The 23,377-nt window shown below is 72.0% G+C and carries 21 protein-coding genes and 1 pseudogene; 12 read left to right on the top strand and 10 right to left on the bottom strand.

The genetic code is table 11. From position 1 onward, the window contains the following. Window positions 1-56 precede the first annotated feature (56 nt). Window positions 57-1,367: a PH domain-containing protein gene (locus ABGB21_RS08085; RefSeq protein WP_347677124.1), complete on the bottom strand. Its 1,311-nt coding sequence runs from the start codon at window positions 1,365-1,367 to the stop codon at window positions 57-59. After that, complete coding sequence (locus ABGB21_RS08080) at window positions 1,367-1,711, bottom strand: winged helix-turn-helix domain-containing protein (protein WP_347655745.1); 345 nt, start codon at window positions 1,709-1,711, stop codon at window positions 1,367-1,369. The genes ABGB21_RS08085 and ABGB21_RS08080 overlap by 1 nt, the downstream gene beginning before the upstream one ends. Window positions 1,712-2,004: 293 nt before the next feature. On the opposite strand from ABGB21_RS08080, the gene ABGB21_RS08075 reads away from it, so the two are divergent. Then, the gene (locus tag ABGB21_RS08075) at window positions 2,005-3,048 is read left to right on the top strand and encodes an endonuclease/exonuclease/phosphatase family protein (protein ID WP_347677122.1); all 1,044 of its coding nucleotides are present in this window, start codon (window positions 2,005-2,007) and stop codon (window positions 3,046-3,048) included. Window positions 3,049-3,075: 27 nt separating this feature from the next. On the opposite strand, the gene ABGB21_RS08070 is transcribed toward ABGB21_RS08075, so the two are convergent. Next, window positions 3,076-3,831, bottom strand: a complete 756-nt coding sequence (locus tag ABGB21_RS08070; protein ID WP_347677120.1) for an SDR family oxidoreductase — start codon at window positions 3,829-3,831, stop codon at window positions 3,076-3,078. 130 nt (window positions 3,832-3,961) lie between these two features. Here ABGB21_RS08070 and ABGB21_RS08065 point away from each other — a divergent pair, with 130 nt between their 5' ends. The 4 genes from ABGB21_RS08065 (at window position 3,962) to ABGB21_RS08050 (ending at window position 6,403) form a co-directional block, all read left to right on the top strand. Further along, entirely contained in the window at window positions 3,962-4,450 is a 489-nt protein-coding gene (locus ABGB21_RS08065) for an Rrf2 family transcriptional regulator (RefSeq protein WP_347677118.1), read from the top strand. A gap of 84 nt (window positions 4,451-4,534) precedes the next feature. Then, a complete protein-coding gene (locus ABGB21_RS08060; protein ID WP_347677116.1) occupies window positions 4,535-4,858 on the top strand; it encodes a multidrug efflux SMR transporter in 324 nt (107 codons plus the stop codon). Between the two features lie 41 nt (window positions 4,859-4,899). Then, window positions 4,900-5,460, top strand: coding sequence for a TetR family transcriptional regulator (locus ABGB21_RS08055; protein ID WP_347655750.1), 561 nt, complete (start codon window positions 4,900-4,902; stop codon window positions 5,458-5,460). A 223-nt stretch (window positions 5,461-5,683) separates the two neighbouring features. Further along, a complete protein-coding gene (locus ABGB21_RS08050; RefSeq protein WP_347677114.1) occupies window positions 5,684-6,403 on the top strand; it encodes a hypothetical protein in 720 nt (239 codons plus the stop codon). A 7-nt stretch (window positions 6,404-6,410) separates the two neighbouring features. Here ABGB21_RS08050 and ABGB21_RS08045 read toward each other — a convergent pair whose 3' ends face one another. Beyond that, window positions 6,411-9,509, bottom strand: a complete 3,099-nt coding sequence (locus ABGB21_RS08045; RefSeq protein WP_347677112.1) for an EAL domain-containing protein — start codon at window positions 9,507-9,509, stop codon at window positions 6,411-6,413. Window positions 9,510-9,897: 388 nt separating this feature from the next. Here ABGB21_RS08045 and ABGB21_RS08040 point away from each other — a divergent pair, with 388 nt between their 5' ends. The 6 genes from ABGB21_RS08040 to ABGB21_RS08015 all read left to right on the top strand — a co-directional run bounded on the left by ABGB21_RS08040 (window position 9,898) and on the right by ABGB21_RS08015 (window position 15,375). Continuing rightward, on the top strand, window positions 9,898-10,875 hold the full coding sequence (locus tag ABGB21_RS08040; RefSeq protein ID WP_347655753.1) for a hypothetical protein: 978 nt from the start codon (window positions 9,898-9,900) through the stop codon (window positions 10,873-10,875). Beyond that, entirely contained in the window at window positions 10,872-11,402 is a 531-nt protein-coding gene (locus ABGB21_RS08035; protein ID WP_347677110.1) for an ABA4-like family protein, read from the top strand. Before ABGB21_RS08040 ends, ABGB21_RS08035 begins: the two co-directional genes overlap by 4 nt. A 4-nt stretch (window positions 11,403-11,406) precedes the next feature. Next, window positions 11,407-12,609, top strand: a complete 1,203-nt coding sequence (locus ABGB21_RS08030; protein WP_347677108.1) for a histidine kinase — start codon at window positions 11,407-11,409, stop codon at window positions 12,607-12,609. Then, on the top strand, window positions 12,606-13,259 hold the full coding sequence (locus ABGB21_RS08025; RefSeq protein ID WP_347655756.1) for a response regulator transcription factor: 654 nt from the start codon (window positions 12,606-12,608) through the stop codon (window positions 13,257-13,259). Before ABGB21_RS08030 ends, ABGB21_RS08025 begins: the two co-directional genes overlap by 4 nt. Window positions 13,260-13,428: 169 nt before the next feature. After that, entirely contained in the window at window positions 13,429-14,259 is an 831-nt protein-coding gene (locus ABGB21_RS08020) for an SDR family oxidoreductase (protein WP_347655757.1), read from the top strand. Between the two features lie 84 nt (window positions 14,260-14,343). Continuing rightward, window positions 14,344-15,375 carry an SEC-C domain-containing protein gene (locus ABGB21_RS08015; RefSeq protein ID WP_347677106.1) on the top strand — a complete coding sequence of 344 codons (1,032 nt, stop codon included), beginning with the start codon at window positions 14,344-14,346 and terminating at the stop codon, window positions 15,373-15,375. Between the two features lie 154 nt (window positions 15,376-15,529). Here the strand turns inward: ABGB21_RS08015 and ABGB21_RS08010 are convergent, their stop codons facing one another. The 5 genes from ABGB21_RS08010 to ABGB21_RS07990 form a co-directional block, all read right to left on the bottom strand. Further along, window positions 15,530-15,655, bottom strand: a complete 126-nt coding sequence (locus tag ABGB21_RS08010; RefSeq protein WP_347677104.1) for a hypothetical protein — start codon at window positions 15,653-15,655, stop codon at window positions 15,530-15,532. Then, complete coding sequence (locus ABGB21_RS08005) at window positions 15,652-16,836, bottom strand: hypothetical protein (RefSeq protein WP_347677102.1); 1,185 nt, start codon at window positions 16,834-16,836, stop codon at window positions 15,652-15,654. Before ABGB21_RS08005 ends, ABGB21_RS08010 begins: the two co-directional genes overlap by 4 nt. Beyond that, complete coding sequence (locus ABGB21_RS08000) at window positions 16,833-19,817, bottom strand: DEAD/DEAH box helicase family protein (protein WP_347655760.1); 2,985 nt, start codon at window positions 19,815-19,817, stop codon at window positions 16,833-16,835. Before ABGB21_RS08000 ends, ABGB21_RS08005 begins: the two co-directional genes overlap by 4 nt. Next, window positions 19,814-21,247: a serine/threonine protein kinase gene (locus tag ABGB21_RS07995; RefSeq protein WP_347677100.1), complete on the bottom strand. Its 1,434-nt coding sequence runs from the start codon at window positions 21,245-21,247 to the stop codon at window positions 19,814-19,816. The genes ABGB21_RS08000 and ABGB21_RS07995 overlap by 4 nt, the downstream gene beginning before the upstream one ends. Before the next feature lie 141 nt (window positions 21,248-21,388). After that, on the bottom strand, window positions 21,389-21,934 hold the full coding sequence (locus ABGB21_RS07990) for a hypothetical protein (protein WP_347655762.1): 546 nt from the start codon (window positions 21,932-21,934) through the stop codon (window positions 21,389-21,391). A 271-nt stretch (window positions 21,935-22,205) separates the two neighbouring features. On the opposite strand from ABGB21_RS07990, the pseudogene ABGB21_RS07985 reads away from it, so the two are divergent. Then, window positions 22,206-22,385: pseudogene (locus ABGB21_RS07985) on the top strand (helix-turn-helix transcriptional regulator); the annotation flags it as partial. 153 nt (window positions 22,386-22,538) lie between these two features. On the opposite strand, the gene ABGB21_RS07980 reads toward ABGB21_RS07985, so the two are convergent. Continuing rightward, window positions 22,539-23,300, bottom strand: a complete 762-nt coding sequence (locus ABGB21_RS07980; RefSeq protein WP_347677098.1) for a class I SAM-dependent methyltransferase — start codon at window positions 23,298-23,300, stop codon at window positions 22,539-22,541. Between the last annotated feature and the right edge of the window lie 77 nt (window positions 23,301-23,377).

The raw sequence follows: 23,377 nt of genomic DNA, 5'->3' as shown, positions 1-23,377 counted from the left end.
CGTACGCTATCGTCTCCCGCCGCAGCCTTCCCCTGCTGCCGGCCGCGCCGGCGCGGTCAGCTGGCCGGTGGCACGGCGCCGTTGGCGGATTCGGCGGTCGCCTGCCGCAGAGAGGGCTGGGACCGCCGGAGCGTACGCCGCCACCGGGCCGCCTCCCGGGCCGCCGCGTCCCGTCGACGCCCGACCGGCACCCGTCGACGCGACGGGCGTGCTCCGTCGCCCCCGCCGTCCGGGGGCGCGGTCGGTGGCGGCCCGGCCTGCGACGGCAACGCGGTGGTGAGCGCCTGCACGGCGGTGACCAGGATCTGTACGTTCTCGGTGAGCGCGCCGAGGTGCCGGACCAGTTGATCGTCGATCGGGCTGCCCTGCCCCGCCGGCCGGCGGGGTGCCGGGATCCGTGTCTCGGACGTCAGGTTGTCGTCGGGCGCTGACGGCGCGACCCCGTCGTGCTCCGCTGGCGGCCACGTCTCGAACAGGTTGTCGAGGGCCGAAAGATCGTGGTCAGCGTCGGAGGGGTCGCCGCTGTCATAGCCGAGCCGGGCCTCGACCGCCGCCGGCTCGTACATCTCCTCGACGATCCGCAGGTAGAGCTCGTTCGGGTTGGGCAGGTCGTGGAGCCGGCGCAGCGGTTTGCGCCAGCGCTCCGTCTGGTTCTCGAAGGTCCCGTAGTTCAGCAGCCGGCCGAGCGGCGACTGGACGTACTGGAGGTCGGTGACCCGGATGAGCGGCAGCATCTCGACCCGGCGACGCAGCACGCCACGGGTGGTCATCAGGCGCTTGTTGGTCAGCATCAGGCGGTTGAAGTACCAACGGGGAAACTGCCACAGGAGCAGCAGAACGGTGATCACGACGATCCAGATCGTCAGGTCGTCGACGTACCGGGGCTTGATCCGGACCTGCACCGCCCAAACGCCGAGTACGCCGTAGATCAATACGATTCCGCCGGACTTGACGAGACTGATCCAGTGCCGCCGCCACTCGCCCCGGTAGCGTTCGCTGGGGAAGAGGTACCGCGCCACCAGCGCCGTCGGCTCGTCCTCCAACACCAGGCTCCGGGACGGGCCGACCGGCATCTCGGGCACCGAGTCCCCGGTGGCGGCCGTCTCCGGGCGGAGGAACCGCCGGATCCGGAACAGCACCGCCGAGGAGACGAAACCGAGCCCGGTGAAGAGCTTCGAGAGCTTGCCCGGGCGGACGTTGATCAGCGCCTTGAGCTCCTCCGCGCGGATCTCCGCCTGCTCCGTCCCGCTGTACTGGATCCGGGCCGACCAGCCCACGAAGGCGCGCGCCAGCCAGGGGGACAGTTCGGTGGTCTCGTTGACGACAAGACCGAGGACAATCCCGAGAACGATCTCGATGCCGCTCATCAGCGCGCCGCCAGCCGCCGGCTCATGAAGCCGAACCGGGGCCGCAGTCGGGACGGCACCGGACGGGACTGTGCCCGTACCCGGGAACGGGCCGCCTCCACCCGGTCCGCGACGATCCGGTAGTAGCGTTTCCGGGGCCGATCCTCGCCCGGGGCCAGGGTTTCCCAGCGGGACTCGATCCAGCCCCACTCCTCGAGCCGGTCCAGCGAGCGGTAGACGGCGGGGCCGGAGCGACCCAGGGCCTTCATGATCAGCCAGCCGTGGACGTCGATGTTCCGCTCGAAGCCGTCCAGCAGAACGTCGAGCACGCGCAGTGTCGTACGGTCGATCTGCGGCTCGTCCACTCCGCCATCGTACGACCGGCCGTCCACCGTGGAACAGCACTCACACCTGCCCGAATAGACAGATCGACATGCCGTCGAGTGACGGTCGTCGGACAAACGACACGGCCGGGCGACCGGTCCGGACAATGCACCGTCGGGTGTCGCCTTTCTGGCTAACCAACTCCGGGATCCACGTTACGGTCGTCGTTGCTCAGCGCTCTGCCGGAGTGTTTGCGCAGGTCAACGTTCCGCCAGCCTTGTGCCGGTGATCGCGATGCGGCGACACCGCCCGGGAGCCGCCGCGAGGAGAAGCCATGATCCGACGTTTCCGTACCCTGCTCGCCGCCGTGGTGGTGGTCGCCACCCTGTTCGGTCCGGCCACCCCGGTCCGGGCACACGGTCCGCAGCGCCTCACGGTCGCGACGTACAACCTCTATCAGGGCGCGGACCTGACCGGCCTGCTCACCGCCCCGACACTGCCGGAACTCGTCGAACGGGCCGGGCTCACCTACCAGCGGATGGTCGACACCGACTTCCCGACCCGGGCCCGGGCCATCGCGCGGCTGCTCGCGAAGACCCGCCCGGACGTGCTCGGCCTGCAGGAGGTCGCACTGTGGAAGAAGGGCCCGCTCGGCGGCCCGCTCCAGGTCAGCTACGACTTCCTGGACATCCTGCTCCGGGAGCTGCGCGGTGTCGGACTCCACTACCGCACCGCCGCGACCGTCACGATGTTCACCGGAACGCTGCCGATCAGTGCCACCGAGCAGGCGAGTTTCTCCGACCGGAACGCGCTGCTGATCCGGGACGGACTCCAGGCGAGCAACCCGCGGTCACACCTGTACGAGGCGACGGTGGTGGTCGACACCCCGGCCGGGATCACCTTCGACCTCCCCAGCGGCTGGATCGCCGTGGACGTCGGCGCCACCCGACACGACCGGGTACGGGTGGCCACCACACACCTGGAACCCTCGGTGCCGGCCGTCCGCGACGCCCAGGGCCGGGAACTGTACGCCGCACTGGCCGGCTCACCGTACCCGGTGATCGTCGCCGGTGACCTGAACTCGCCGCCCACCGACCCGACCGGCCCGTACGGGACGTTCGCCAGCGGTGGTTACCGGGACGCCTGGCGGGCCGTGCACGGCGTACCCGGGGGTTTCACCGCCACCCAGGACCCCGATCTGCGGAATCTTCCGTCCCGGTTGGACGAACGGATCGACCACGTCTTCCACCAGCGGGGCCGGTTGTGGGCGGTACGCGCCGAGCTGGTCGGGGAGGCGGTGCGGGACCGCACCGCCTCCGGCCTGTGGCCGTCCGACCACGCCGGTCTGGTGGTCACGTTCCGGCGGGTCGGCCGGTGACCGGCCCGGGCCACCGCCGCCGACGGCCTACTTCACGGCACCCGCGCGACTCAACCAGTCGGCGAAGTGGATGGTGCCGAGGCGGGCGCCGTCGTCCGGAACGAGGGACCGGTCGTCGAGCCGGGAGCCGAAGTAGCGGGCCTCGGGGTCGGTGACCACCGGCCGGTTGTCGCCGTTGGCGGCGAGCACCCGTCGGCCGAGGTCGTCGAGCGACAGCCGCTCGGGGCCGGCGATCTCGACGATGCCGTTGACCGGGGCGGCGAGCGCGACGTCGGCGACCGCCGTGACGACGTCGTCGGCGGCGATCGGCTGCATCAGCGCCGAGGTGAGTCGGATCGTGTCACCGTCGGCGCTGCCCTGGGCGATGGCGTTGAGGAACTCCATGAACTGTGTCGCCCGGACGATCGTGTACGGGACCGAGCCGTTCCTGATCAGCTCCTCCTGCGCGACCTTGGCCCGCATGTAGCCGCTGTCCGGGTTCCGGTCGACGCCGACGATCGAGAGGGCGACGTGGTGTTTCACCCCGGCGGCGGCCTCGGCGGGCAGCAGGTGCTCCCCCGAGGTGCGGAAGAACTCCATGACGGCGGTGTCTTCGAAGGAGGGCGAGTTCGCCACGTCGACGACCACGTCGGCGCCGGCCAGGGCGTCGGCGAGTCCCTCGCCGGTGAGGGTGTTCACGCCGGTGGAGGGTGAGGCGGGCAGTACGTCGTGCCCCCGATCGCGCAGTGTGGTCACGAGTTTGCCGCCGATCAGCCCGCTGCCGCCGATCACCACGATCTTCATGGCTGTTCCTCTCGTCCTCGGGTCGCGGCGCCGGCCGCTGTCGGCCGGCCGCCCGTCACCCGAACTCGGATATCTCTTGTCCGGGATGCTACTCGGACAAGATGTGTCCGAGTCAAGGTAGGGTGGCGTGATGAAGATGTCAGGCGGGGTCGAGTGGGCGCTGCACTGCTGCGTCGTACTGACCGCGGCCCCGGGACCGGTGCCGGCCGCCCGGCTCGCCGAACTGCACGACGTCTCCGCCAGCTACCTCGCCAAGCAGCTACAGGGGCTTTCCCGCGCTGGCCTGATCCAATCCGTCCAGGGTCAGGCCGGCGGGTACCTGCTCACCCGCCCGCCGGACGAGATCACCGTGCTCGACGTCGTCGAGGCCGTCGACGGCCCCCGTCCCGCCTTCGTCTGCACCGAGATCCGGCAGCGGGGGCCGCTCGCCGCCCCGGCCGAGGCGTGCCTCGTACCCTGCGCGATCTCCCGCGCCATGCATGCCGCCGACGCCGCCTGGCGCGCCGCGCTGCGCGCGGTGACCATCGCCGATCTCGCCCACGACGTGCGCGCCGACTACGAGGTCGACGTCTTCGCCGGGATACGCGGCTGGCTGGCGGCGGCGAACGGCGAGACCTGAGCCGACCCGTCTCTTGTACGCTCGCTCTTGTACATCTGTACAAGATTCGTGTCTGTGCGGATGTACAAGAGCGGAGGGACGGGCATGGCGTATCTGTTCCTGGCAGTGGCGATCGGGGCCGAGGTCTTCGCCACCAGCATGATCAAGAGCACCGACGGGTTCAGTCGGCTCTGGCCGACCGTCGTCTGCCTCACCGGCTACGCGGTCTCCTTCGCCGCGCTCTCCCAGGCGGTGAGGGCCGTACCGGTCGGCGTCGCCTACGCCATCTGGTCCGGTCTCGGCACCGCCGCCATCGTCGCCATCGGCGCCGTCTTCCTCCACGAACCGATCACCCCGGTCAAGATCGCCGGGATCGGCCTCATCGTCGCCGGCGTGGTCACCCTCAACCTGGGCGGAGCCTCCCATTGACCCCGGACCGCCGGCCGTCCGAACCACGCCCGGCGGACACGGTGGCCGCCGGACGCCCGCAGCGCCCCCGTGACCCGCAGGCCCGCCGCCGGGCGCTCGCGACCGCGGTCCTGGAGGTCGTCGCCGAGGTCGGCATCGGCCGGACCACCCACCGCGCCGTCGCCGCCCGGGCGGGCCTGCCGCTCGGCGCCACCACCTACTACTTCCCCACCCTCGACGACCTGATCGCCGCCGGGCTGCGGCACGCCACCGAACTACTCGACGCCGAGCTGCGTTCCTGGTCCGACCGGCTCGCCACCGCACCGGACCCGACCGCCGCGCTGGTCCAGCTCGTCGCGGCCTATCTGGCCGACCGACAACGGGCCACCATCGAGTACGAGCTCTACCTCGCCGCCGCCCGCGACCTCACCCTCCGACCCCTCGCCGAAACCTGGCTGCACGGACTCCGCGGCCTGCTGGAGGCGTACGTCGACGGTGCCGACGCCCCTGCGGTCGTCGCGCTGCTCGACGGCGCGATGCTGCAGGCGCTGGTCACCGGCACCGACCTCGACACCGCCGGGTTGCGCACCGCCGTCCGCCGCCTCACCCGCCGACCCGGGTGAGGCACGGAGACCACGCGACCCGCTGGATCCCCGACCCGGCCGGCTCGCCAGGCTTGCTGGTGCGACCTACGTCACCTGCGGCGGGGGTCCCACCGAACGTTCAGCCGCCTCTCCGGGAACTCCCAACCGCGCGACGCATCGTGGGACGACCGCCCGATCCGGGGCACCCGCAGGTCGGGGCATCCGCAGCCCGGGGCATCCGCAGCCGAGGAGAGCAGCCAGCATGCCGAGTCAGAACCAGAGCCGGAAGGCCCGTGCCGAGGCGGCACGGAAGGCGATGGAGCACGCCCGGCGCCGGGAACGCCGGGCGCACCGACTCTTCTGGGGCGTCGGCGGCGGTCTGGTCGCGGTACTCCTGGTCGCCGTCGCCCTGGTGGTGGTCCTCAACCGGCCGGGCCACGCGGCGGACAACGCCGCCGAACCGGCGATTCCCACCACTGCGCCCAGTACCGCCCAGGGACGTACCGACCAGCCGCCGTGGTCGCTACCGGCCGACCCGACCGCCCGGGTACAGGCCGCCGGGCTGCCGATGCTCGGCACCGAGGGAACGGTCGAGCACATCCACGCCCACCTCGACGTGATCGTCGACGGGAAGCCGGTCACCGTACCGGCCGAGATCGGCATCGACGAGGCCGGCGGCGGGATCAGCCCGTTGCACACCCACGACACCACCGGTGTGCTGCACGTCGAGTCGCCGGTGAACGCCAACTTCAGCCTCGGACAGTTCTTCACCGAGTGGCAGGTGGCGCTCTCGCAGAACCAGCTCGGCGGACTCACCGCCGGCGACGGCAAGACCCTCCGGGCGTACGTCAACGGCAAGCCGTACACCGGTGACCCGGCCGGGATCGTGCTGCACGCCCACGACGAGATCGCGCTGGTCTACGGCACCCCCGGCCAGCAGGCGAACCCGCCGTCGAGCTACGCGTTCCCCGCCGGGCTCTGACGGTGGGTCAACCGGCGGCGGGTACCGCCAGTCGTGGCGTCATACCGACCGGCGCGCCGTCCCGCAGGAGCGCCTCGGCCTCCGCCCCGACGAGCGGCCCGGCGAAGAGGTAGCCCTGGCCGTGGTGGCAGCCGTGGCGCCGCAACTGGTCCCGCTGCGCCGGGGTCTCGATCCCCTCCGCCACCAGCTCCAGGCCGAGGTTGAGCCCCATCGAGACGATCGAGCGAACCAGCTCCCGGCTCCGGCCGTCGGTGGCGAGCGGCGCCACGAACGACCGGTCGATCTTGAAGGCGTCGATGGTCAGGTGGTGCAGGGCCTGCAGCGACGAGTAGCCGGTGCCGAAGTCGTCGATGTGCAGCTGCACACCCATCTCGTGCAGGGCGGCGAGCTTCGTCCGGGCCGCCGGCACATCGTGCACGATGACCCCCTCGGTGATCTCGATGATCAACGCCGACGGGTCGAGGCTCACCGCCCGCAGGCTCTCCTCGACGTCGGCCAGCAGCCGGGTGTGCCAGAACTGCCGGTTCGAGACGTTGACGCTCATCCGCAGCCCGTCCGGGGCGAGACCGCAGGCCCGCCAGGCGGCGATCTGCCGGCACGCCTCGGCCAGCGTCCACCGTCCGAGCGACGGCATCAGGCCGCTCTCCTCGGCGATCGGCAGGAAGTCGTCCGGCCCGACCAGCCCCCGGACCGGGTGCCGCCAGCGCACCAGCGCCTCGAAGGCGTGGGTACGGCCGTCGTCCAGCCGTACGATCGGCTGGTAGTGCAGTTCGAAGGCCCCGGTCTCCAGGGCCCGGTGCAGTTCCGCCTCGGTACGCAGCCGCCCGACGACCCGCTCGTGCATCGCGACGTCGAAGACCGCGTGTGAGCCCTTACGCTGCGACTTCGCCGAGTACATCGCGGTGTCGGCGTCCCGGATCACGTCCTCGGCGCACCGGTAGCCGCCGGTGCTGCGGGAGATGCCGATGCTCGCCGAGACGACGAACTCCTCCTCGCCCAGCCGGAACGGTACGTCCAGCGCGGCCCGGATCCGTTCCGCCATCACCACCGGCCCGGGGTCGCCGGGCGGATCGGGCAGCAGGATGGCGAACTCGTCCCCGCCGAACCGGGCCGCCACGTCTGCCTCCCCGGTGCTCGCCCGGATCCGGTCCGCGACCTGGACGAGCAGTCGGTCACCGGCGAGGTGCCCGAGACTGTCGTTGACCCACTTGAAGCCGTCGAGGTCCAGCAGCAGCACCGAGTAGTGCCGGTCCGGCTGCCGGATGTGCCCGGCGATGGCCTGCTCCAGGCGGTCGAGGAAGAGGGTCCGGTTGGCCAGCCCGGTGAGCGGATCGTAGAGCGCCGCCCGGCGCATCAGCTCCTCCTGCGTACGCAGGGACTTCAGCACGTCGTCGTGGTCGAGCGCGATGGCCAGCAGTGCCGCCCACTGGTTCATCATCTCCCGGCCGGTCTCCCGGTCGGCCTCGATGGGCCCGACGATGGCGAGCATGCCCCAGTCCCGCGTGCCGATGTTCAGCGGCGCCACGTACACCATCTGATCGGCGTCCAGGTCCGCCAGTGCGACCAGCTCGGCCGGCGGAAAGGCGTGCGGCGACACCGGCTCCGCCGGTGTCGGCACCGGCCCGCGGTCCCGCTCGAACATCGCGACCACGTCCAGGGACCGCTCGACACCCTGGTCGGCGCCAGCGTCGTCGTCCCGATCGGACCAGAGCCCGAGGCAGCCGGCCCGGGCGTCGGTGTCCTGGATCCAGGCCAGTCCCCGGGGATCCCGCTCGTGGCTGAGCAGCAGGCTCTTACTGACCGTATAGAGCATCTTGAGCGTGGTCAGGAACTCGTTCTCTTCGATCCGACGCGCCCGGGGTCGACTCTGCGCCAGCGTCAGCAGCAGGTTCTCGGTACCGGCCCGAACCCGTCCGGCGGCGTCCCGATCGTCGCGCCCGACCCGGGCGGCCAGTTCCCCGCCGAACCGCCGGATGTGCCGCATCAGCTGCACCACGTCCTCCGGGTGACGCCGGTACCGGGTCTGCAGGTCGACCAGCGCCTGGCGGAGTTCGACCAGGTCCGGACCGGGCGTGCCGTCGGCCGTGGCGGTCAGCGCGGCAGCGATCAGGGCACCTGCCCGGGCAATCGTGGCCCGGCTGGCCCGGTCCGCCGGATCCTGGCTGGGTGGCACCGCCAGCACCAACTCCGCAGCGCAGGAGGCGGCGGAGACCTCGGACGTGACAACCGCCGGGAGGGTGGCCGGCGTCAACGTGTCCGGGCAGCCGCAGGACTCGCGCGGTTGGAAGGACGTGGGGACGCGGTAGACGCGGGACTCGACCTCCTCGCCGGCCAGCGCGCGCAGCGCCAGTTCCGCCGCGACCCGCCCCAGCGAGTCGAAGCTCTGCCGGACGGTGGAGAGGCTCGGGGTGAGATACACGACCCCGTCCATGTCGTCGAAACCGACCACCGCCTGCTCGCGTGGCACGTCGACCCCGGCCTCGTGCAGGGTACGGAGCAGACCGATGGCGTTGAGGTCGTTTCCGGTCACCACCGCCGTCGCCGGGAGGCCGGCGGCGAGCATCGCCCGGGCGGCGTGTTCCCCGCCGCTCTCCCGGTTGTCCCCGGTGTCGAAGTGGAGATCGGCTCGGGGCGTGATGCCGCATTCGACGAGCGCGTCCCGGTACGCGGCGTACCGCTCCCGCAGATCGGGCGGTTCCAGGAATCCGGCAAACGCGATGTCCCGGTGGCCGTGCGCGACAAGATGGTGGACGGCCTCCCGGACACCCGTACGGTTGTCGGGAAGGACCACCGGACAGGGGAAACCCGGCATCTCCTCACTGATCATGACAACCGGTCTGCCGGAACGCCGGATCGCCTCGAGGTATGACAACGACGCGGAGTTGAGGATGACGACAAACGCGGAGACGTGCTCCCAGGCCACCGGATAACCGAAATCCGGCGGCTCCGGCGGATCGAAGTCGAAGGTGCCCGCGCCGAGCGTCTGGATCGCGATCATCCGGCCGCCCACCGCCGCCGCCGTACGGGCGATCCCACCGAGGATGCTGCCGAAGTAGTCGCAGCCGACGGACATGGTGAGCACGCCGATGGTGGGACCCTCGACCACGGGCACATCACCTCCTGCACCGGGGACGGTGCACCGAAGAGTGGGCCGGTTCCGGGAAACGCGACGCCCGCCGCGCGCCTTCCGGAATTGTTCCGGATAACGCGACGAGCCTATCTGATCAACTATCCTCCGTCGATACATCGTGTCCCTTGTGGAGCGGCGCGAACCGGCTCCACCCGTCCGACGAGACGATGGAAATTCCACCTAGTCGACGGCTCGACCGACAGGCGAATCAATACCGGAACGGGGAATGCGCCGCCAATCACCCGAAAACCCGAGGGCGGAGCCGGCGCCTCCTACCGAAGGAGGAGGCGGGTTCGTTCCGAGGGCCGGTGTCCGGGACCACGGGACGGGTGTGCCGGGGCGCCGCCCCCGCGATCGTGAGGACATGACTTCTCCCACCGCCTCCCTGCGACAGGCCGTCCGCTGGCATCCGCCACTCATGTACGTCGCCGCCACGATGACGGCACTCGGGTTCTTCGCCCTGGTCGGGCTGGTCGTCGACGACCGGATCCTGGTCGGCGCGCCGATCTGGCTCAAGCCGTTCAAGTTCGCCGTCTCGTTTGTCATCTACACCGTGACGCTGGCCTGGATGATCTCGCTGATGCAGCGCGGCCGGCGGGTCGCCTGGTGGGCCGGCACCATGGTCGCCGCGCTCGGCCTGGTGGAGACCTTACTGATCTTCCTACAGGCCGCCCGGGGCCGACAGAGCCACTTCAACGCCGCCACCACCCTGGACATCACGATCTTCGCGGCAATGGCCTTGATGATCATCGTGGTCTACACGGCCACGCTGGTGCTCGCCGTACTGCTTATGATCCAACGGATGCCCGATCGGACGATCGCCTGGACGCTGCGGCTGGGCCTGCTCATCGCGCTGGTCGGGATGGGACTCGGGTACCTGATGGTGCTGCCGACCCCCGAGCAGGAGGCCGCCGACCCGGTCACGCTGGTGGGTGCGCACAGCGTCGGCGTGGCCGACGGCGGCCCCGGCATGTGGCTCACCGGCTGGAGCACCACCGGCGGCGACCTGCGGATTCCGCACTTCATCGGAATGCACGCCCTGCAACTGCTACCGCTGATCGCCATCACACTCGGGCTGCTCGGCCGACGTGTCCGCCGGCTGCGTGACGACCGGGTACGGCTACGCCTGATCCTGGTGGCCGCGACCGCGTACGCCGGTCTGGTCGCGCTGGTGACCTGGCAGGCGCTGCGCGGCCAGCCGCTGATCCACCCGGACGGCGCCACCCTGACCGCAGCCGGTCTGCTCGCGGCGCTCACCGCCGTCGGCGTACTCTTCGCGCTGCGTCGGCCGCCGGCGGCGGTGCCGGCGGCCCCGGACGACCGGACCGAGGTGCCCGCGTGACCGAACTCCTCTTCACCCTGGTGTTCGCGCTGGCCGCGCCGTTCTGGGCGCTGATGGTCCTGGCCCCGGGCTGGTCGTGGACCCGCCGGATCGTCAGCTCGCCGTGGATCGTCGCACCACCGATCGTGGTCTACGCGGTCCTCGCCGTACCGCACCTGGACGTGCTGTGGCCGGTCGTCACCCGGCCCACACTGGACGGAGTGGCCGGCGCGCTGGCGGTACCGGCCGTCGCGGCGGCCGGCTGGGCGCACTTCATCGCCTTCGACCTCTTCCTCGGCCGGTGGATGTACCTCGACAGCCGGGAACGCGGTCTCCCGTCACTGGTGACGGCGCCGCTGCTGGTGCTGACCATCCTGCTCGCGCCACTCGGCGTACTCGGCTACCTGCTCGTCCGGCACCTGCGGCCCGCTCCGGTCGACGGTCGGACGGCGGGCCCGGTCGACGGTCGGACGGCGGGCCCGGCCACCGCCGGGCCGGGTTCGCCGATCGGCGGGCTGTCCTCGGCGCGGCCCGCCGACCTAGGCTGACACCGTGGTCCCCCGTCTGGTGTCGCGGCTCTTCGACGACCGGTACGCCTGGCTGCGGCTGACCCTGCTCGGGCTGAGCGGCGTCGGATACCTGCTGCTGCGCCCACACGACACCGAGCCGTACACCCCGCTCGACTGGGCGTTCGCCGCCGCCGCCCTCGCCTGCAGCCCGGTCGGCGTACGGTGGCCGCTGGTCAGCGCGCTCTACGCGGCGCTGGTGTTCGGTCTCGCCGGCTGGTTCGGTCAGGCCGAACCGGTCGTACCCCAGGTCGGCGCCAGCTGGGCGGTCCTCGAGCTGTCGCTGCGGGTGCCGGGCCGACAACTGGCCGTCGGAACGGCGGCGGTACTCGCCGGCTATCTGGTCGACTCGCTCGACAACCTGCCGGCCGAGTTGCCGACCTGGCTCTACGGCATCGCCCTCACGGTGGGGGTGCCGCTGCTGATCGGGATGAACCTCCGCTCCGGGCGGCAACTCGCCCGACAGGCCGAGCAGCGGGTGGCGGTGGAGGCGACCGCGGCCCGGACCAGCGAACGCGCCGCCATCGCCCGGGAACTGCACGACCTGGTCGCCCACCACGTCGCGTCGATGGTGCTCCGGGTCGGCGTCGCCCGGCACGTGCTGCGCGACGCCGACCCCCGGGTCACCGAGGTCTTCGACGACCTGCACCACAGCGGCAGCAGCGCCCTGGCGGACCTGCGTCGGCTGGTGACGGTGCTGCGGAACCCCGCGACGGCGCCCGGCGGGACCGGATACGTCCCGATCGAGCCGGGCGCCTTGCCGCAGGCGCTGGCCGAGACGGTGGACCGGGCGGTGAAGACCGGACTGACCGTGGACGTCACGATCGACCCGGCGGTGTCGACGCTGGACACCGTACGCGGGCTGGCCGTGCTGCGGCTCACCCAGGAGGGCCTGGCCAACGTGACCAGACACGCCGGCCCGAGCGCCCGGGCCCGGGTCAGCGTACGGATGGTCGACGGCGACGTGCACTGGGAGATCAGCGACGACGGCGCCGGTCCGGGGCGGAGTGCGCGCCGCTCGGAGCCGCCCGGACCACCCGCCGAACCCGGTCACAGCCTGACCGGCACGGGCCACGGGCTGACCGGCATGCGGGAACGGGTCGAACTGCTCGGCGGCGTCCTCAGCGCCGGGCCGGCCGGCGACGGATGGCGGCTGCGGACCGTGCTGCCGGCGGGGGCCCGGCCGTGATCCGGGTCCTGCTCGTCGACGACCAGCGGCTGGTCCGGGCCGGGCTGCGGATGCTCTGCGACTCCGCGCCGGACATGACCGTGGTCGGCGAGGCGGAGAACGGCCAGCAGGCGATCCGGCTCACCGAGCAGGTGGCGCCGGACGTGGTGCTGATGGACCTGCGGATGCCGGTGGTCGACGGTACGACGGCGACGGCCCGGATCCACGCCAGCCGACCGGCGGTCCGGGTGGTGGTGCTGACCACCTTCGACGACGACGAGCACCTCTTTCCGGCGTTGGCCGCCGGCGCCTGCGGTTTCCTGGTCAAGGACGCCACCCCGGAGGAGCTGCTGACCGCGGTCCGTACGGCGGCAGCCGGCGAGACGCCGTTCAGCCCGACCGTGCTGCGTCGACTGGTCGACCAGGCGGTCCGGGCCCGGCTCGGCGAGGTACCGGCGGGGTCGCTGCCGGACTGCCTGACCGGTCGGGAGCGGGACGTGCTGGCGCTGGTCGGGGCGGGACTGTCCAACCGGGAAATCGCCGAGCGTCTGCACGTCGGGGTGACCACGGTCAAGACCCACGTGACGAGCCTGCTGGCGAAGACGGGGGCCGGCAACCGGATCCGGCTGGCGCTGCTCGCCGCCCAGTCCGGCCTGGGCACCGACAGCTGACGCCGCCCCGTTCCACGCCACGGCGGATCGGACAGCTGATCCGCCGCCCCCGTACCACGGCACCGAGGAGATCCGACGTATCCAATAGACGACAGCGGAGTCACTTCCCCCGCACCCGTCACCCTGACACGCTGCGACGAGATTTCACTTTCCGGATGGGGCGGTCAGGGTGAACACACGGCGTTGGTTGGTCACGGGGTGTTCGAGTGGGCTCGGTCGGACGCTGGTGGAGCGGCTCGCCGCCGAGGGAGACCAGGTGGTGGCCACGGCCCGCCGACCAGAGACCCTGGCGGACCTGGTCGCCCGCCACCCGGGCACGGTCCGGGCGGCCGGGCTGGACGTACGCGACCCGGCGCAGTGCCAGGCCGCCGTCGACCTGGCGGTGGACGCCTTCGGCGGCGTCGACATCCTGGTCAACAACGCCGCCTACGGCCAGTTCGGCACCCTGGAGGAGATCTCCGACACCGAACTCGCCGACCAGTTCGCCACCAACGTCTTCGGGCCGTGGCGGCTGACCCGGGCGGTGCTGCCGCTGTGGCGGGCCCAACGGTCCGGGCACGTGCTCTTCGTCAGCTCGGTGGCCGGCATGGTGCCGTTTCCGGGACTCGCCGCGTACAACGCGAGCAAGTGCGCGCTGGAGGGGGCCGCGGAGTCGCTGGCCGCCGAGGCCGGCCACCTCGGGGTGAAGGTGACCATCCTGCAGCCGGGCGGCTTCGCCACCGCGTACAGCAGCAAGATGGTGCTGCCGGAGACCCGGATCGACGACTACACCCGTGTCAGCGACGGCACGCTCGGCGCACTGCGTGGGATGAACACCAACCCCGAGATCAACTCGCCGAAACTCTTCGCCGAGGTGGTGTGGCGGCTCAGCCGGCTGGAGTCGCCGCCGATGCGGCTGCCGGTCGGCGCGGACACCGAGGCGTACCTGGGGGCCGCCTACCACGCCCGGCGCAGCGAGTACGACGACGTCATCAAGGCCGGCCACCACACCGCCGGCTGAGCCGGGCCCTCGCCTGGGTCCTTGAGATGGGCGTAACAGGTGATCAGCCGGTGTTCGGGCCGTTCTCCGACGTACCGTGAGACCGTGCCGACGAAAGACGTGATCACCAGCGCTGACCTCGAGGAATTCCGCCGCTCGGCGCTCGGCGCCGCGAACCCGCTCGGGATCGCCGCCGAGCTGGCCGAGGCCGCCGAGCAGGGCCGGCTGGCCGACCCGGACGACGCCGGGGACGCGCTGACCCTGGCCGCCGAGATCGCCGAGGTCCGGGCGAAGCTGGACGCCGCACTCCGGTACGCGGAGCGGGCTGTCTCGGCGTACCCGGACCCGGACGATCCCCGGGCCGGCTTCGCCCGGGCACTGCGGGCCCGGCTCCTGTTCCGCACCCCCGACCGGGTCGACGAGGCGATGGCGGAGCTGACCGCGCTGCGTCCGCTGCTCACCCGCGAGCCCGACGCCGCCGCGTACCTCAGCGCGTCGCTGGACGCGGGCGGGCGTAGCGGCACTGCCGAGGAGTGGCTGAGCGACGCGGTCGACACGCTGCTCGGCGAACGCGCCTCGGCCACCGGCACCACCGCCGCCGAGGACGTGGCGGTGGAGGCCGGCACGCCGGAGGCGCCCGGCATCCTCTTCTTCCTGCTGCAGCAGCGGCACCGGGTACGCCGCAACCTCAACCTGCCGCACGACCGCAACGACGACCTCGCGGACCGGCTGGAGACCCAGCTCGTCCGCCGGGCCGAACAGCAGCAGCAGACCGGCGGGACCGACCTGCTCTTCTTCCCCCAGGGCGAGTTCGACCGGCTGGTCGCCGACCACCCGGACCTGACCGGGGCGGACTGGGACGAGCACCGGGCCCGGCTGGAACGGGAACTCGTTCGACAGGCCAACACCGGGCGCGGCGGGCTGACCGTACCGGCCGGCACCGTCGACGGGTTGACCGGGTACGCCGGCCGTACCGGCGCCGAGCTGACCGACCCCGAGGTCCGGGCCGGCTACGCCCGGGAGGTGGCGCCCCGACCCGCCGCGCTGATCCCCTGGCCGCCGGAGCGGAACGAGGCGTGCTGGTGCGGCTCGGGCCTCAAGTACAAGAAGTGCTGCCTGCCGCGCTCCCGTAGCTGAACCCGCCGGCAGGACGCAGGACGCGCCGACGCAGCGCCGAGGCCCCGCCGCTGACCACCGCTACCCCGTGCCGCCGCCGGTGCGGAACCTCGGTTCCCACCGGCGGGGTACCCCGCCACCACGGTCCGTCCCCGGCGGTACGTCGCCACGTCGGTCAGTCGTAGACCCCGAAGGCATCTTCGGCACAGCAGCGCTGCTCGTCCTCCTCGTCCCAGCGGCGTTGCTCGTCCGCCAGGCCTCCCCGTCCGCCGCGATCGGTCACGTCGTCCGCTCCGATCATTCGAGTACGTCCAGGCGGGCCAACTGGGCGTACCGCTTGTGTTCCCGGCCGTACCGCCGCAGCTCGTCCAGGGTCGGCGCGGGAACCTCCAACTGCCGGGCCAGCCCCGCGATCCTCCGGCGGAACTCCGCCCCGGTCTCGATGTCGGCGGTTCGGGTCATGTTCAGGGCCCGCTCCACCACCGCCTGGCGGCGCACCCCGGCGTCGTCGCACCAGAGTTGCAGGAAGTGCCGTTTACGCAGCTCGAACGAGCCGACCCGGGTCAGCGGCAGCCGGGCGTCCGGGCCGAAGGCGTCGGCCCGTAGGGTGGCCCGCCACACCCCGTTCGGTAGTTGACGCAACGTGCCCCGGCCCGCCCGGCCCTCCGCGAGCCAGGCGGTCCAGATCTCCCGGGGGTCGCCGCGCTCCTCCGCGCTGATCATGTTCCGGATGGTCGGCACCTGCCGGCAGACCTCCTCGAACAGGCTGTCCCGCTCGGCCGCCACCGCCGTGTAGACGAGGAGTCCCCGGTCCGCGGTCTCGACCACGTACGCCGGCAGGAAGGCGTCGTGGTGGCGCAGCACGCTCAGCTCGCGCAGCAGCCGAGGCAGGTTGAACTCGGTCCGGTCCGGACGCCGGGCGAGTTCCTCGACGATCGACGGCTGGAACGCGGTCGGGGCGAACAGTGGTTGGAACCGGCTCCGGTCGCCGAGCCGGTCCTCCGGCACCTCCGGCGTGGCGAAGATCGGCACCGAGCCCTGGTAGTAACGGCGGGGCAGCGGCTGGGCGCTGTACTGCTCGACGTACAGGTCCTGGCGGCTTTCCTTCGGCACATAGCGGATGCCGGCGGCGGCGGCACGGTGGCCGAGGTCGGTCAACCGTACGGCGTCCGCCTCGACCCGCAGGTGCCCGATCACCTCCAGGAACGCCAGACAGCGCCGAACCAGCGGAACCGGTGTGCCGAAGAACCGGGCGAGGTCGTCGACCCGGTGGAAACCGGCCTCCCGGACCGCACGGACGACAAACCAGTCGATCACCTCGTACGCCTGCTCGTCGTAGACGTTCGCGGTCGTCTCGACCTGCCACAGTGGCCACAACACGGGAAAAAGCCGCAGCGGCCGTACGCCGTCGAGGGCGACGGCGTGCTCCACCGCGCGACGCGCCGGATAGACCTGCCGCCCCCGGGCGACCGCCGGGCTCATCCGCGCTCCCGGGCGAGTTCGGCCAGCCGACCCGTGAACTCCCGCGAGCGCCGCAGGTCGCCGGAGTGCGCCAGGTGGGCGGCCAGCAACCGGAACAGCTCGGCGAACGGTTCGTCGCGGGCGGCCCGGAGTGTGCTGGCGTCGCCGATCACGACAAGCTGCCGACGGGCCCGGGTGAGCGCGACGTTGATCCGGCGCAGCTCCCGCAGGAAGCCCACCTCTCCCCTGCTGTTGCTGCGGGTGAAGCCGTAGACGACGAGGTCCCGTTCGCCGCCCTGGAAGGAGTCGACGGTGCCGACCCGGTCCGCGACCGCGGCGGCGTCGCCGAGCGACTTGGCGAGCAGTTCGGAGACCAGGTCGACCTGGGCCCGGTACGGCACGATCACCGCCCAGTCCGGGTAGTGGTGGACGTAGCCGGTGACCAGGTCGGTGATGATTCTGGCCTCCAGGTCGTTGACGTACCCCCGCCGGCCCCACTCCTCGCTGCCGCCGGCCCGCTCGGCCCGTACGGCAGCGGCCTGGTCACTTGTGTCCACCATCGCGAACGGCTGGGCGAAGATCGGGTCGTGGTGGTCACCGGCGTGCTCGGTCTCCAGCACGTTGGAGTAGAACGCCTCCGACACGAAGCGGGCCACCGGCTCCGGCATCCGCCGCTGCGTCGTGAGCATCACCCGGTGCCCGTCACCGGCGTCCAGGTACAGCCGCTCGAAGGCGCTGCGCCGCAACAGGTCACCGATCTCCCCCGCCCTGCCGGCGGCTGCGTCCGGCGACCTGGCGAGATTCTCCGCCCATCCCTTGACCTCGTCGTCCAGGAACGGCGGCAGCTGGTGGTGGTCGCCGACGAGGACGCTGCGCCGGGCCCGGACCAGCGGCACGAGCAGGTTCGGGGTGGAGATCTGCCCGGCCTCGTCGACGATCGCCAGGTCGAAGTCGAGGCCGGCGAGCAGCGGGGTGGTGGCGGTGCCGATGCAGGTAGCGGCGACCACGTCGGCGTACCGGACCGTCTCCCGGTGCAGGTCCTCACCGGGTTCGCGTACCCGAGCCCGCCATTCGTCGAGCAGGGCCGCCCGGCGTCGGGCCAGATCCACCGCCTGGCCGAGCGCCTCGGCGTGGCGCTGCCAGCCGGCCGGCTCGGCGGGTGGTCCGTCGGGCAGCGGTACGACCGCCCGCAGGGCGTTCCCGATCATGGTGGCGGCCCGCTCCGCCTCGCGGATCGCCTGCTGGCCCGCCGCGGCGGCGCCGTCGCGGGCGGCGAGCAGGCGTGCCGCCTCCGGATCCCGGTTGACCGCGTCGTCGATCCGGGCCCGCAGGGCTGCCCGGGTCGACTCCGCCTCCGCGAGCGCCACGCGCAGCCGCGACCGCCCCTCCTCCAGTTCCTGTACCCGCCGCCACCGCCGCTGGGCCAGCCAGCTGAAGAAGAAGGCGAACCATCCGGTACGGGACCGCGCGTCCGCCGCCGCGTGCCGACGGCGGGCGGTCTCCAACAGTCCGGTGATCGCGTGGATCTCCGCCCCGGTCCGGGTCACCGTGGCCACGGCCCCCGCCATCGCCGCCGCGAGCGGCGCCATCAGCCGCTCGACCAGGGCGTCGATCGACGCCGTGTGCGCACGTACCTCGGCGTCTCGCTGGTTCGCCGCCGCGACCTGCGACGTCAGGAACTCCTGCCAGCGAGCCAGCGGCGCGTCGGTGCCGCGGAAGGCGGCCAGCCGGGACGCGGCGCCGTCGGTCGCCGCGAGAATCTCCGCGCGCAGCGCGTCGACCTGTTTCTCCACCATGAAGCCCCGGGCCTCGCTGGTCATGGCGTCCTCGTTGCCGACCCGCACCGCCCGCACCTCGGCCGGCAACCGTTCCAGTACGTTGTCAACCGCCCGATTGGTATGCGAGGTGACCAGCACCCGCTGCCCGCGGGCGACGCAGGCGGCGGCAATCTCCGTGATGGTCCGGGTCTTGCCGGTGCCCGGTGGTCCGAGCACCAGCAGTTGGTCCGGCACGGTCAGGGCCCGCCGGAGAGCGGCCAACTGTCCCGCGTCGAGCGGCTCCCGGGGCGTCGCGGTGTGGTCGGGCTGGTAGGGCTGGAGCCACCGGTCCACCAGATTCGCCAGCAGGTACGGGTTCACCATCTCGCGCCGGCGCAGCGCGTCGAGGGCATCGAGCTGCGCCCGGTACACGCGGTCACTGGGCTGGGTCTGGAGCGCGCCCTGCGGCGGAATACGCCGGTAGTCGACGGCGGTGTCGAACCGTACGACAATTTGGCGGTCCCGGACGTCCCGCACCCGGCCGCGTAGCTCCGGTTCGTCGACCAGGTAAACGGCGGCACCGACCGCCAGCGCTGACGCGGGACGCGGGAGGTGGAAGGCGTAGACGCCGCGCGCCGAGTGCCGCTCCTCCCGGGCTGTCGTGACCCGCCGGTAGGGCACCGGTCGCCCGGTGCGCTGCCGCTCGATCTCGATGTCGCGGGTCGCCCCGACCACCTCGGTCAACAGGTCGAGCCAGGCCAGGTGATGCGGCGCCAGGGTCGGCGGCGGGGACGTCACGGCCGCGGCCCGCCACGCCCCGGCGATGGCCGGCCAGTGCCCGGACCACCCCGGCGGTACGTCCCGCACCTGGTGGTACGCCCACCAGCCGGCCGGGCAGTGCAACAGCAGCGCGCCCCGGAGCAGCCGCTCCTGGTCGCGGAAGTTCAGTGGCGTCAGATGCCCGAGCGAGTACGCGTCCCCCCGGCGGGTCAGATACAACGACACCATGTGCCGGGACGTGTAGACGACCAGTCGCTGCGGATCGTCGCCCTCGACCCGGGCGGGCAGGGTACCGGCCCGGGACAGCCGGTCGATCTCCGCCACCACGTCGGTGAGGCCGGCGACGTCGCCGGGCCCGCCGCCCCGGTTACCGGACCGGCGCTGCTGGACGGCCAGTTTCTGCGCGGCCTTCGGTGATGGGATCACCGCCACCGGGCCGGGCAGCGGCACGGTTCGGGCGGTCATCCCGCCCGCCCCGGATGGAGGTCCGGCCAGGGCTGGTCCGGTCGGGGCTGCGACAGTTCGCGGCGGCCGGACCGCAGCGCGTCCGCGAGGGCCTGGATGGTGGCCGGACGCCGTTCGGGGTCCTCGTCGAGTGCGCGGCGCAGCGCCTGGTCGAGCGGCTCCGGGAAGTCGGCCAGCGTGGCGCGTACCGGCGGGGTCAGGTTCCCGGCCGGCGGGTGGCCGGTGACAGTGTGGTAGACGACCGCGGCGAGTTGGTAGACGTCGGTACGCCCGTCGACGGCGTACGGTCGCCGGTGCTGCTCCGGTGCGCGGTACCGGCCGTCGCCCTCCCCCGGTCCGGCCGGTACGGCCGCCAACCCGACGTCCCGCAGGTAGCAGCGCTGACGGTCGACCATGATGCCCTCCGGGCTGATCGCCCGATGACTGTGGCCACGCTCGTGCAGTGCCCGTAGGCCGGTGCAGAGGTCGACGGCGGCGGTGAGCACATCGGCTGTGGTGAGCCGGTCGACGGGGATCGGACCCGGGCCGAAGACCTCGGTCCACGGCCGGCCGGGCGGCAGGGAGGTAACGAGGGTGATGCTCTCCGCCCGCTCGACGACGTCGAGCAGCCTCGGCAGGCCGCACCGCCCACCGAGTCGGGCCAGCAGGGCGGCCTGGGCACGCAACGCGGCGCGCCGCTGCTCGGCAGCGGGCATCGGCCGGTGGACGTGGAGTTGCCGGAGCCGGACCCGGCCGATGTCCGGTTCGATCCGGTCCGCGGTCGTCTCCCGCCAGGTCCAGGACCGGTCGGGGGCGCTTTGTTCGGTCGTACCCTCGTGCAGCAGGTGGACAGCCCCGCCCAGCCGGTGTTCCGCCCCGGGCCGCCAGGCGCTCTCCTCCTCCGGAGCTGGAAGTGGCCGTACCCCGGGGGTACTCTCCTCCGACGCCCGGTCCTGCCGGTACGGGTTGTAGTAGTGCCGCCGGACGTGAGCGGCTGCCGGCTGCAGCAGCAACCGGCGCAGCTCGGTCTCGTCCCACAGTTCGATGCGCGGCACGTCTCGCTGGCGCTCGGTCCGCCACCGGTGCCACCACCGGGTGGTGGGGGCGTCCATGCTGGACGGGATGCAGAGCACCCAGCGGGCGATCCGGTGCCCGTCGGCGGAGGCTGCGTTCAGCGCCGACCTGAGCGAGTGTTCGATCTGTCGCCGCTGGCTCTCGCCGACCCCACGGATGAAGTACTTCGCCTGCCAGATCGACACCTGGCCGTGCAGGTCGCCGACCAGAACGTCGATGCCCCAGTCGCCCGGGTTGGCGAAGACGAGGTTCGCCTCGCCGGAGGTGGCCTGGACCAGCAGGGCGAGCATCTGCTCGAAGTCCTCGGGCGCCCCGGCGGCGCCGGCCCGGGCCTGGTGGACCGAAAAGTTGATCATCGGCTCCGCCGGATCGGTCACCCGTCGCCCCTACTCGTCCGCAGACTCGTACCCGTCCGCCTCTCCGGGCGGCCCCTCGTCCGCGACACCCACGGCATCGACGAGGGTCTGCAGCAGCATTCCAAAGGTGACGATCGACGGCAACCCGCCGACAGGTTCCGACTACGGTCGGTGAATCGCCAGGGCCTCGTCGATCGCCGCCTCCGCCTCCTGCCGGCTCAGGCCGGCGCCGAGCGCGACCTCGGACACCAGGATCGCCCGGGCCCGCGCGAACAGCTGGCTCATACCGGGGTCGAGCGGCTCACGCTGGCTGCGCACGGTCAGGTTCCGGAGCACCTGCGCGACCTGGCGGGCCTCCAGCACCGCCGGCATGCCGTCGCGGCCGGCGTCCGCGGTGATCCCGCCGATCATCGTCAGGTACGTGTCGAACACCGACCCCCAGGTCGTCGGCTCCTTGTCCGGCACCGGGGCGGCCAGCACCTCCAGCACCGCCGGTACGCCACCGCGGCCGAGCACCTCCGACAACGGCGCCAGGCTGTCGTTGTCGATCAGGGGTGTCGCGATCATCTCCGGCTCGTCACTGTCGAACGGATAGCCGAGGACAAGACTCGTCCACGTCTTCCCCGCGACCTCCTTGGTGGTGATCGCCCGGACGATGGTGGCACCGTCCTCGCCACAGACGACCGCCTGCCCGACCTCGTATCCCATGACGGCTCCTCGACATCGACGTACCGTCACGGTATCCAGGTTCGCCGATGGCCGGCTACCGGCCGTTACTCCGGTCCGCACCCGCGTCCGGCGCACCGGTACGTCCCCCGATCGGGGGACCCGCACCTGGCAATCCCGTACCCGGAAGATCACGTTCTGTCGAGTGGTGATGCTCTGCACGTCGGCGCTGCGGTGTACCGTCCGAGATGGCGGTCCAGGGTGACAGCCCTGGGCCTGCCACCACCCCCAGCCCGTCCCTGGGAGGTACGCCATGCCGCGTTTTGTCGACCCCCAGTTTGCCGAGATCCTGCGTGACCTGCGGCGGCAGCGCGGACTCTCGTTGCGCGACCTGGCGCGGATCAGCCACCGATCGAAGGGCCACCTCCATGAGCTGGAGACCGGCCGCAAGACGCCCAGCCTCCATGTGGCACGCCACCTGGACAGCGTGTTGGAGAGCGGAGGCGCGCCCTCACAGCCAGAGCACGGAACGTCCCCTGATGATCCATGGCCCAGCCCGATGCCACGACGCACCGACGAGAGGGCGTGCCAGCGCTGGCGCCCAACCCGCGGTCGGGTGTGCGGCGAGCCGCTCGGTACGTGCGGCTCAGGAAACCGTCGAGGACCCGGTACGCCGCAGTACGAGCGTCACGAAACCCAACACGTTGCGGTACCCGCGCAGCCATCCGTCACGGTGTTCCCGGGCGACGGTGAGCGCCTCGGCAGCTCCAGGATGGCCGGGATTGTCGAGCGCCCACTCGGTGAGGGAGCCGGTCCACGACCATTCGTAGTCGTCCCATTCGGCGCCGTCACTGACGTGGGCGTACACCGGGGTCCACCCGGCCTGTTCGGCGACGTCGACCAGGCCGGCAAGATCGGTGAAATCCTCCGGCGTCGCATCCAGCGCGACGAGAGCCTCCGGCGTCGGCGGAGCCTGCCAGAAGCCCTCACCCACTATCAGGATGCCGTCGGAATTCACGTGCCGACCGGCCAGTTCCAACGTCTGGGCAAACCCGCCGAACGCGTGCGTCGATCCGACGCACAGTACGAGGTCGTGGTCACCGTCCGGCACGTACGTCCGGGCGTCACGTTCGTGCAGCGTCAGCCGGTCGGCGAGGCCACGTTCGACAGCGGCGGCCTCGGCGCGTTCGAGGGCGTACGGGCTGACGTCGACGCCGTCGGCGTGGCCGTCGGGGTAGTGGGCGAGGGCCTGCAGTGCCCAGGCTCCCTCCCCACAGCCGAGGTCGAGGATACGTGCCGACGGTTGCCGGTCCGCGCGGCGCAGCAGCCGATTGACGTTGACACCGAAGATCGGGGCCGCGATCGGGTGGTGCGTGTGCGCGATGCTGCTGAGCCGTTGACGATCCACCGTCAGAGTGAACACGACGACGATCGAGGGCCGATCACCGCCTCGCCCCTGTGGCGGATCGACGACGTGTCACCTGG

This window comes from Plantactinospora sp. B24E8 (assembly GCF_039871735.1).
Lineage (GTDB): Bacteria > Actinomycetota > Actinomycetes > Mycobacteriales > Micromonosporaceae > Plantactinospora.
This window is presented reverse-complemented; position numbering and strand designations above follow the sequence as displayed.

What these genes read in the sequence shown, in the direction of transcription:
- ABGB21_RS08085 (WP_347677124.1), bottom strand. Translation starts at nt 1,367, where the DNA reads ATGAGCGGCATCGAGATCGTTCTCGGGATTGTCCTCGGTCTTGTCGTC.
- ABGB21_RS08075 (WP_347677122.1), top strand. Translation starts at nt 2,005, where the DNA reads ATGATCCGACGTTTCCGTACCCTGCTCGCCGCCGTGGTGGTGGTCGCC.
- ABGB21_RS08070 (WP_347677120.1), bottom strand. Translation starts at nt 3,831, where the DNA reads ATGAAGATCGTGGTGATCGGCGGCAGCGGGCTGATCGGCGGCAAACTC.
- ABGB21_RS08065 (WP_347677118.1), top strand. Translation starts at nt 3,962, where the DNA reads ATGAAGATGTCAGGCGGGGTCGAGTGGGCGCTGCACTGCTGCGTCGTA.
- ABGB21_RS08060 (WP_347677116.1), top strand. Translation starts at nt 4,535, where the DNA reads ATGGCGTATCTGTTCCTGGCAGTGGCGATCGGGGCCGAGGTCTTCGCC.
- ABGB21_RS08050 (WP_347677114.1), top strand. Translation starts at nt 5,684, where the DNA reads ATGCCGAGTCAGAACCAGAGCCGGAAGGCCCGTGCCGAGGCGGCACGG.
- ABGB21_RS08040 (WP_347655753.1), top strand. Translation starts at nt 9,898, where the DNA reads ATGACTTCTCCCACCGCCTCCCTGCGACAGGCCGTCCGCTGGCATCCG.
- ABGB21_RS08010 (WP_347677104.1), bottom strand. Translation starts at nt 15,655, where the DNA reads ATGATCGGAGCGGACGACGTGACCGATCGCGGCGGACGGGGAGGCCTG.
- ABGB21_RS08005 (WP_347677102.1), bottom strand. Translation starts at nt 16,836, where the DNA reads ATGAGCCCGGCGGTCGCCCGGGGGCGGCAGGTCTATCCGGCGCGTCGC.
- ABGB21_RS08000 (WP_347655760.1), bottom strand. Translation starts at nt 19,817, where the DNA reads ATGACCGCCCGAACCGTGCCGCTGCCCGGCCCGGTGGCGGTGATCCCA.
- ABGB21_RS07990 (WP_347655762.1), bottom strand. Translation starts at nt 21,934, where the DNA reads ATGGGATACGAGGTCGGGCAGGCGGTCGTCTGTGGCGAGGACGGTGCC.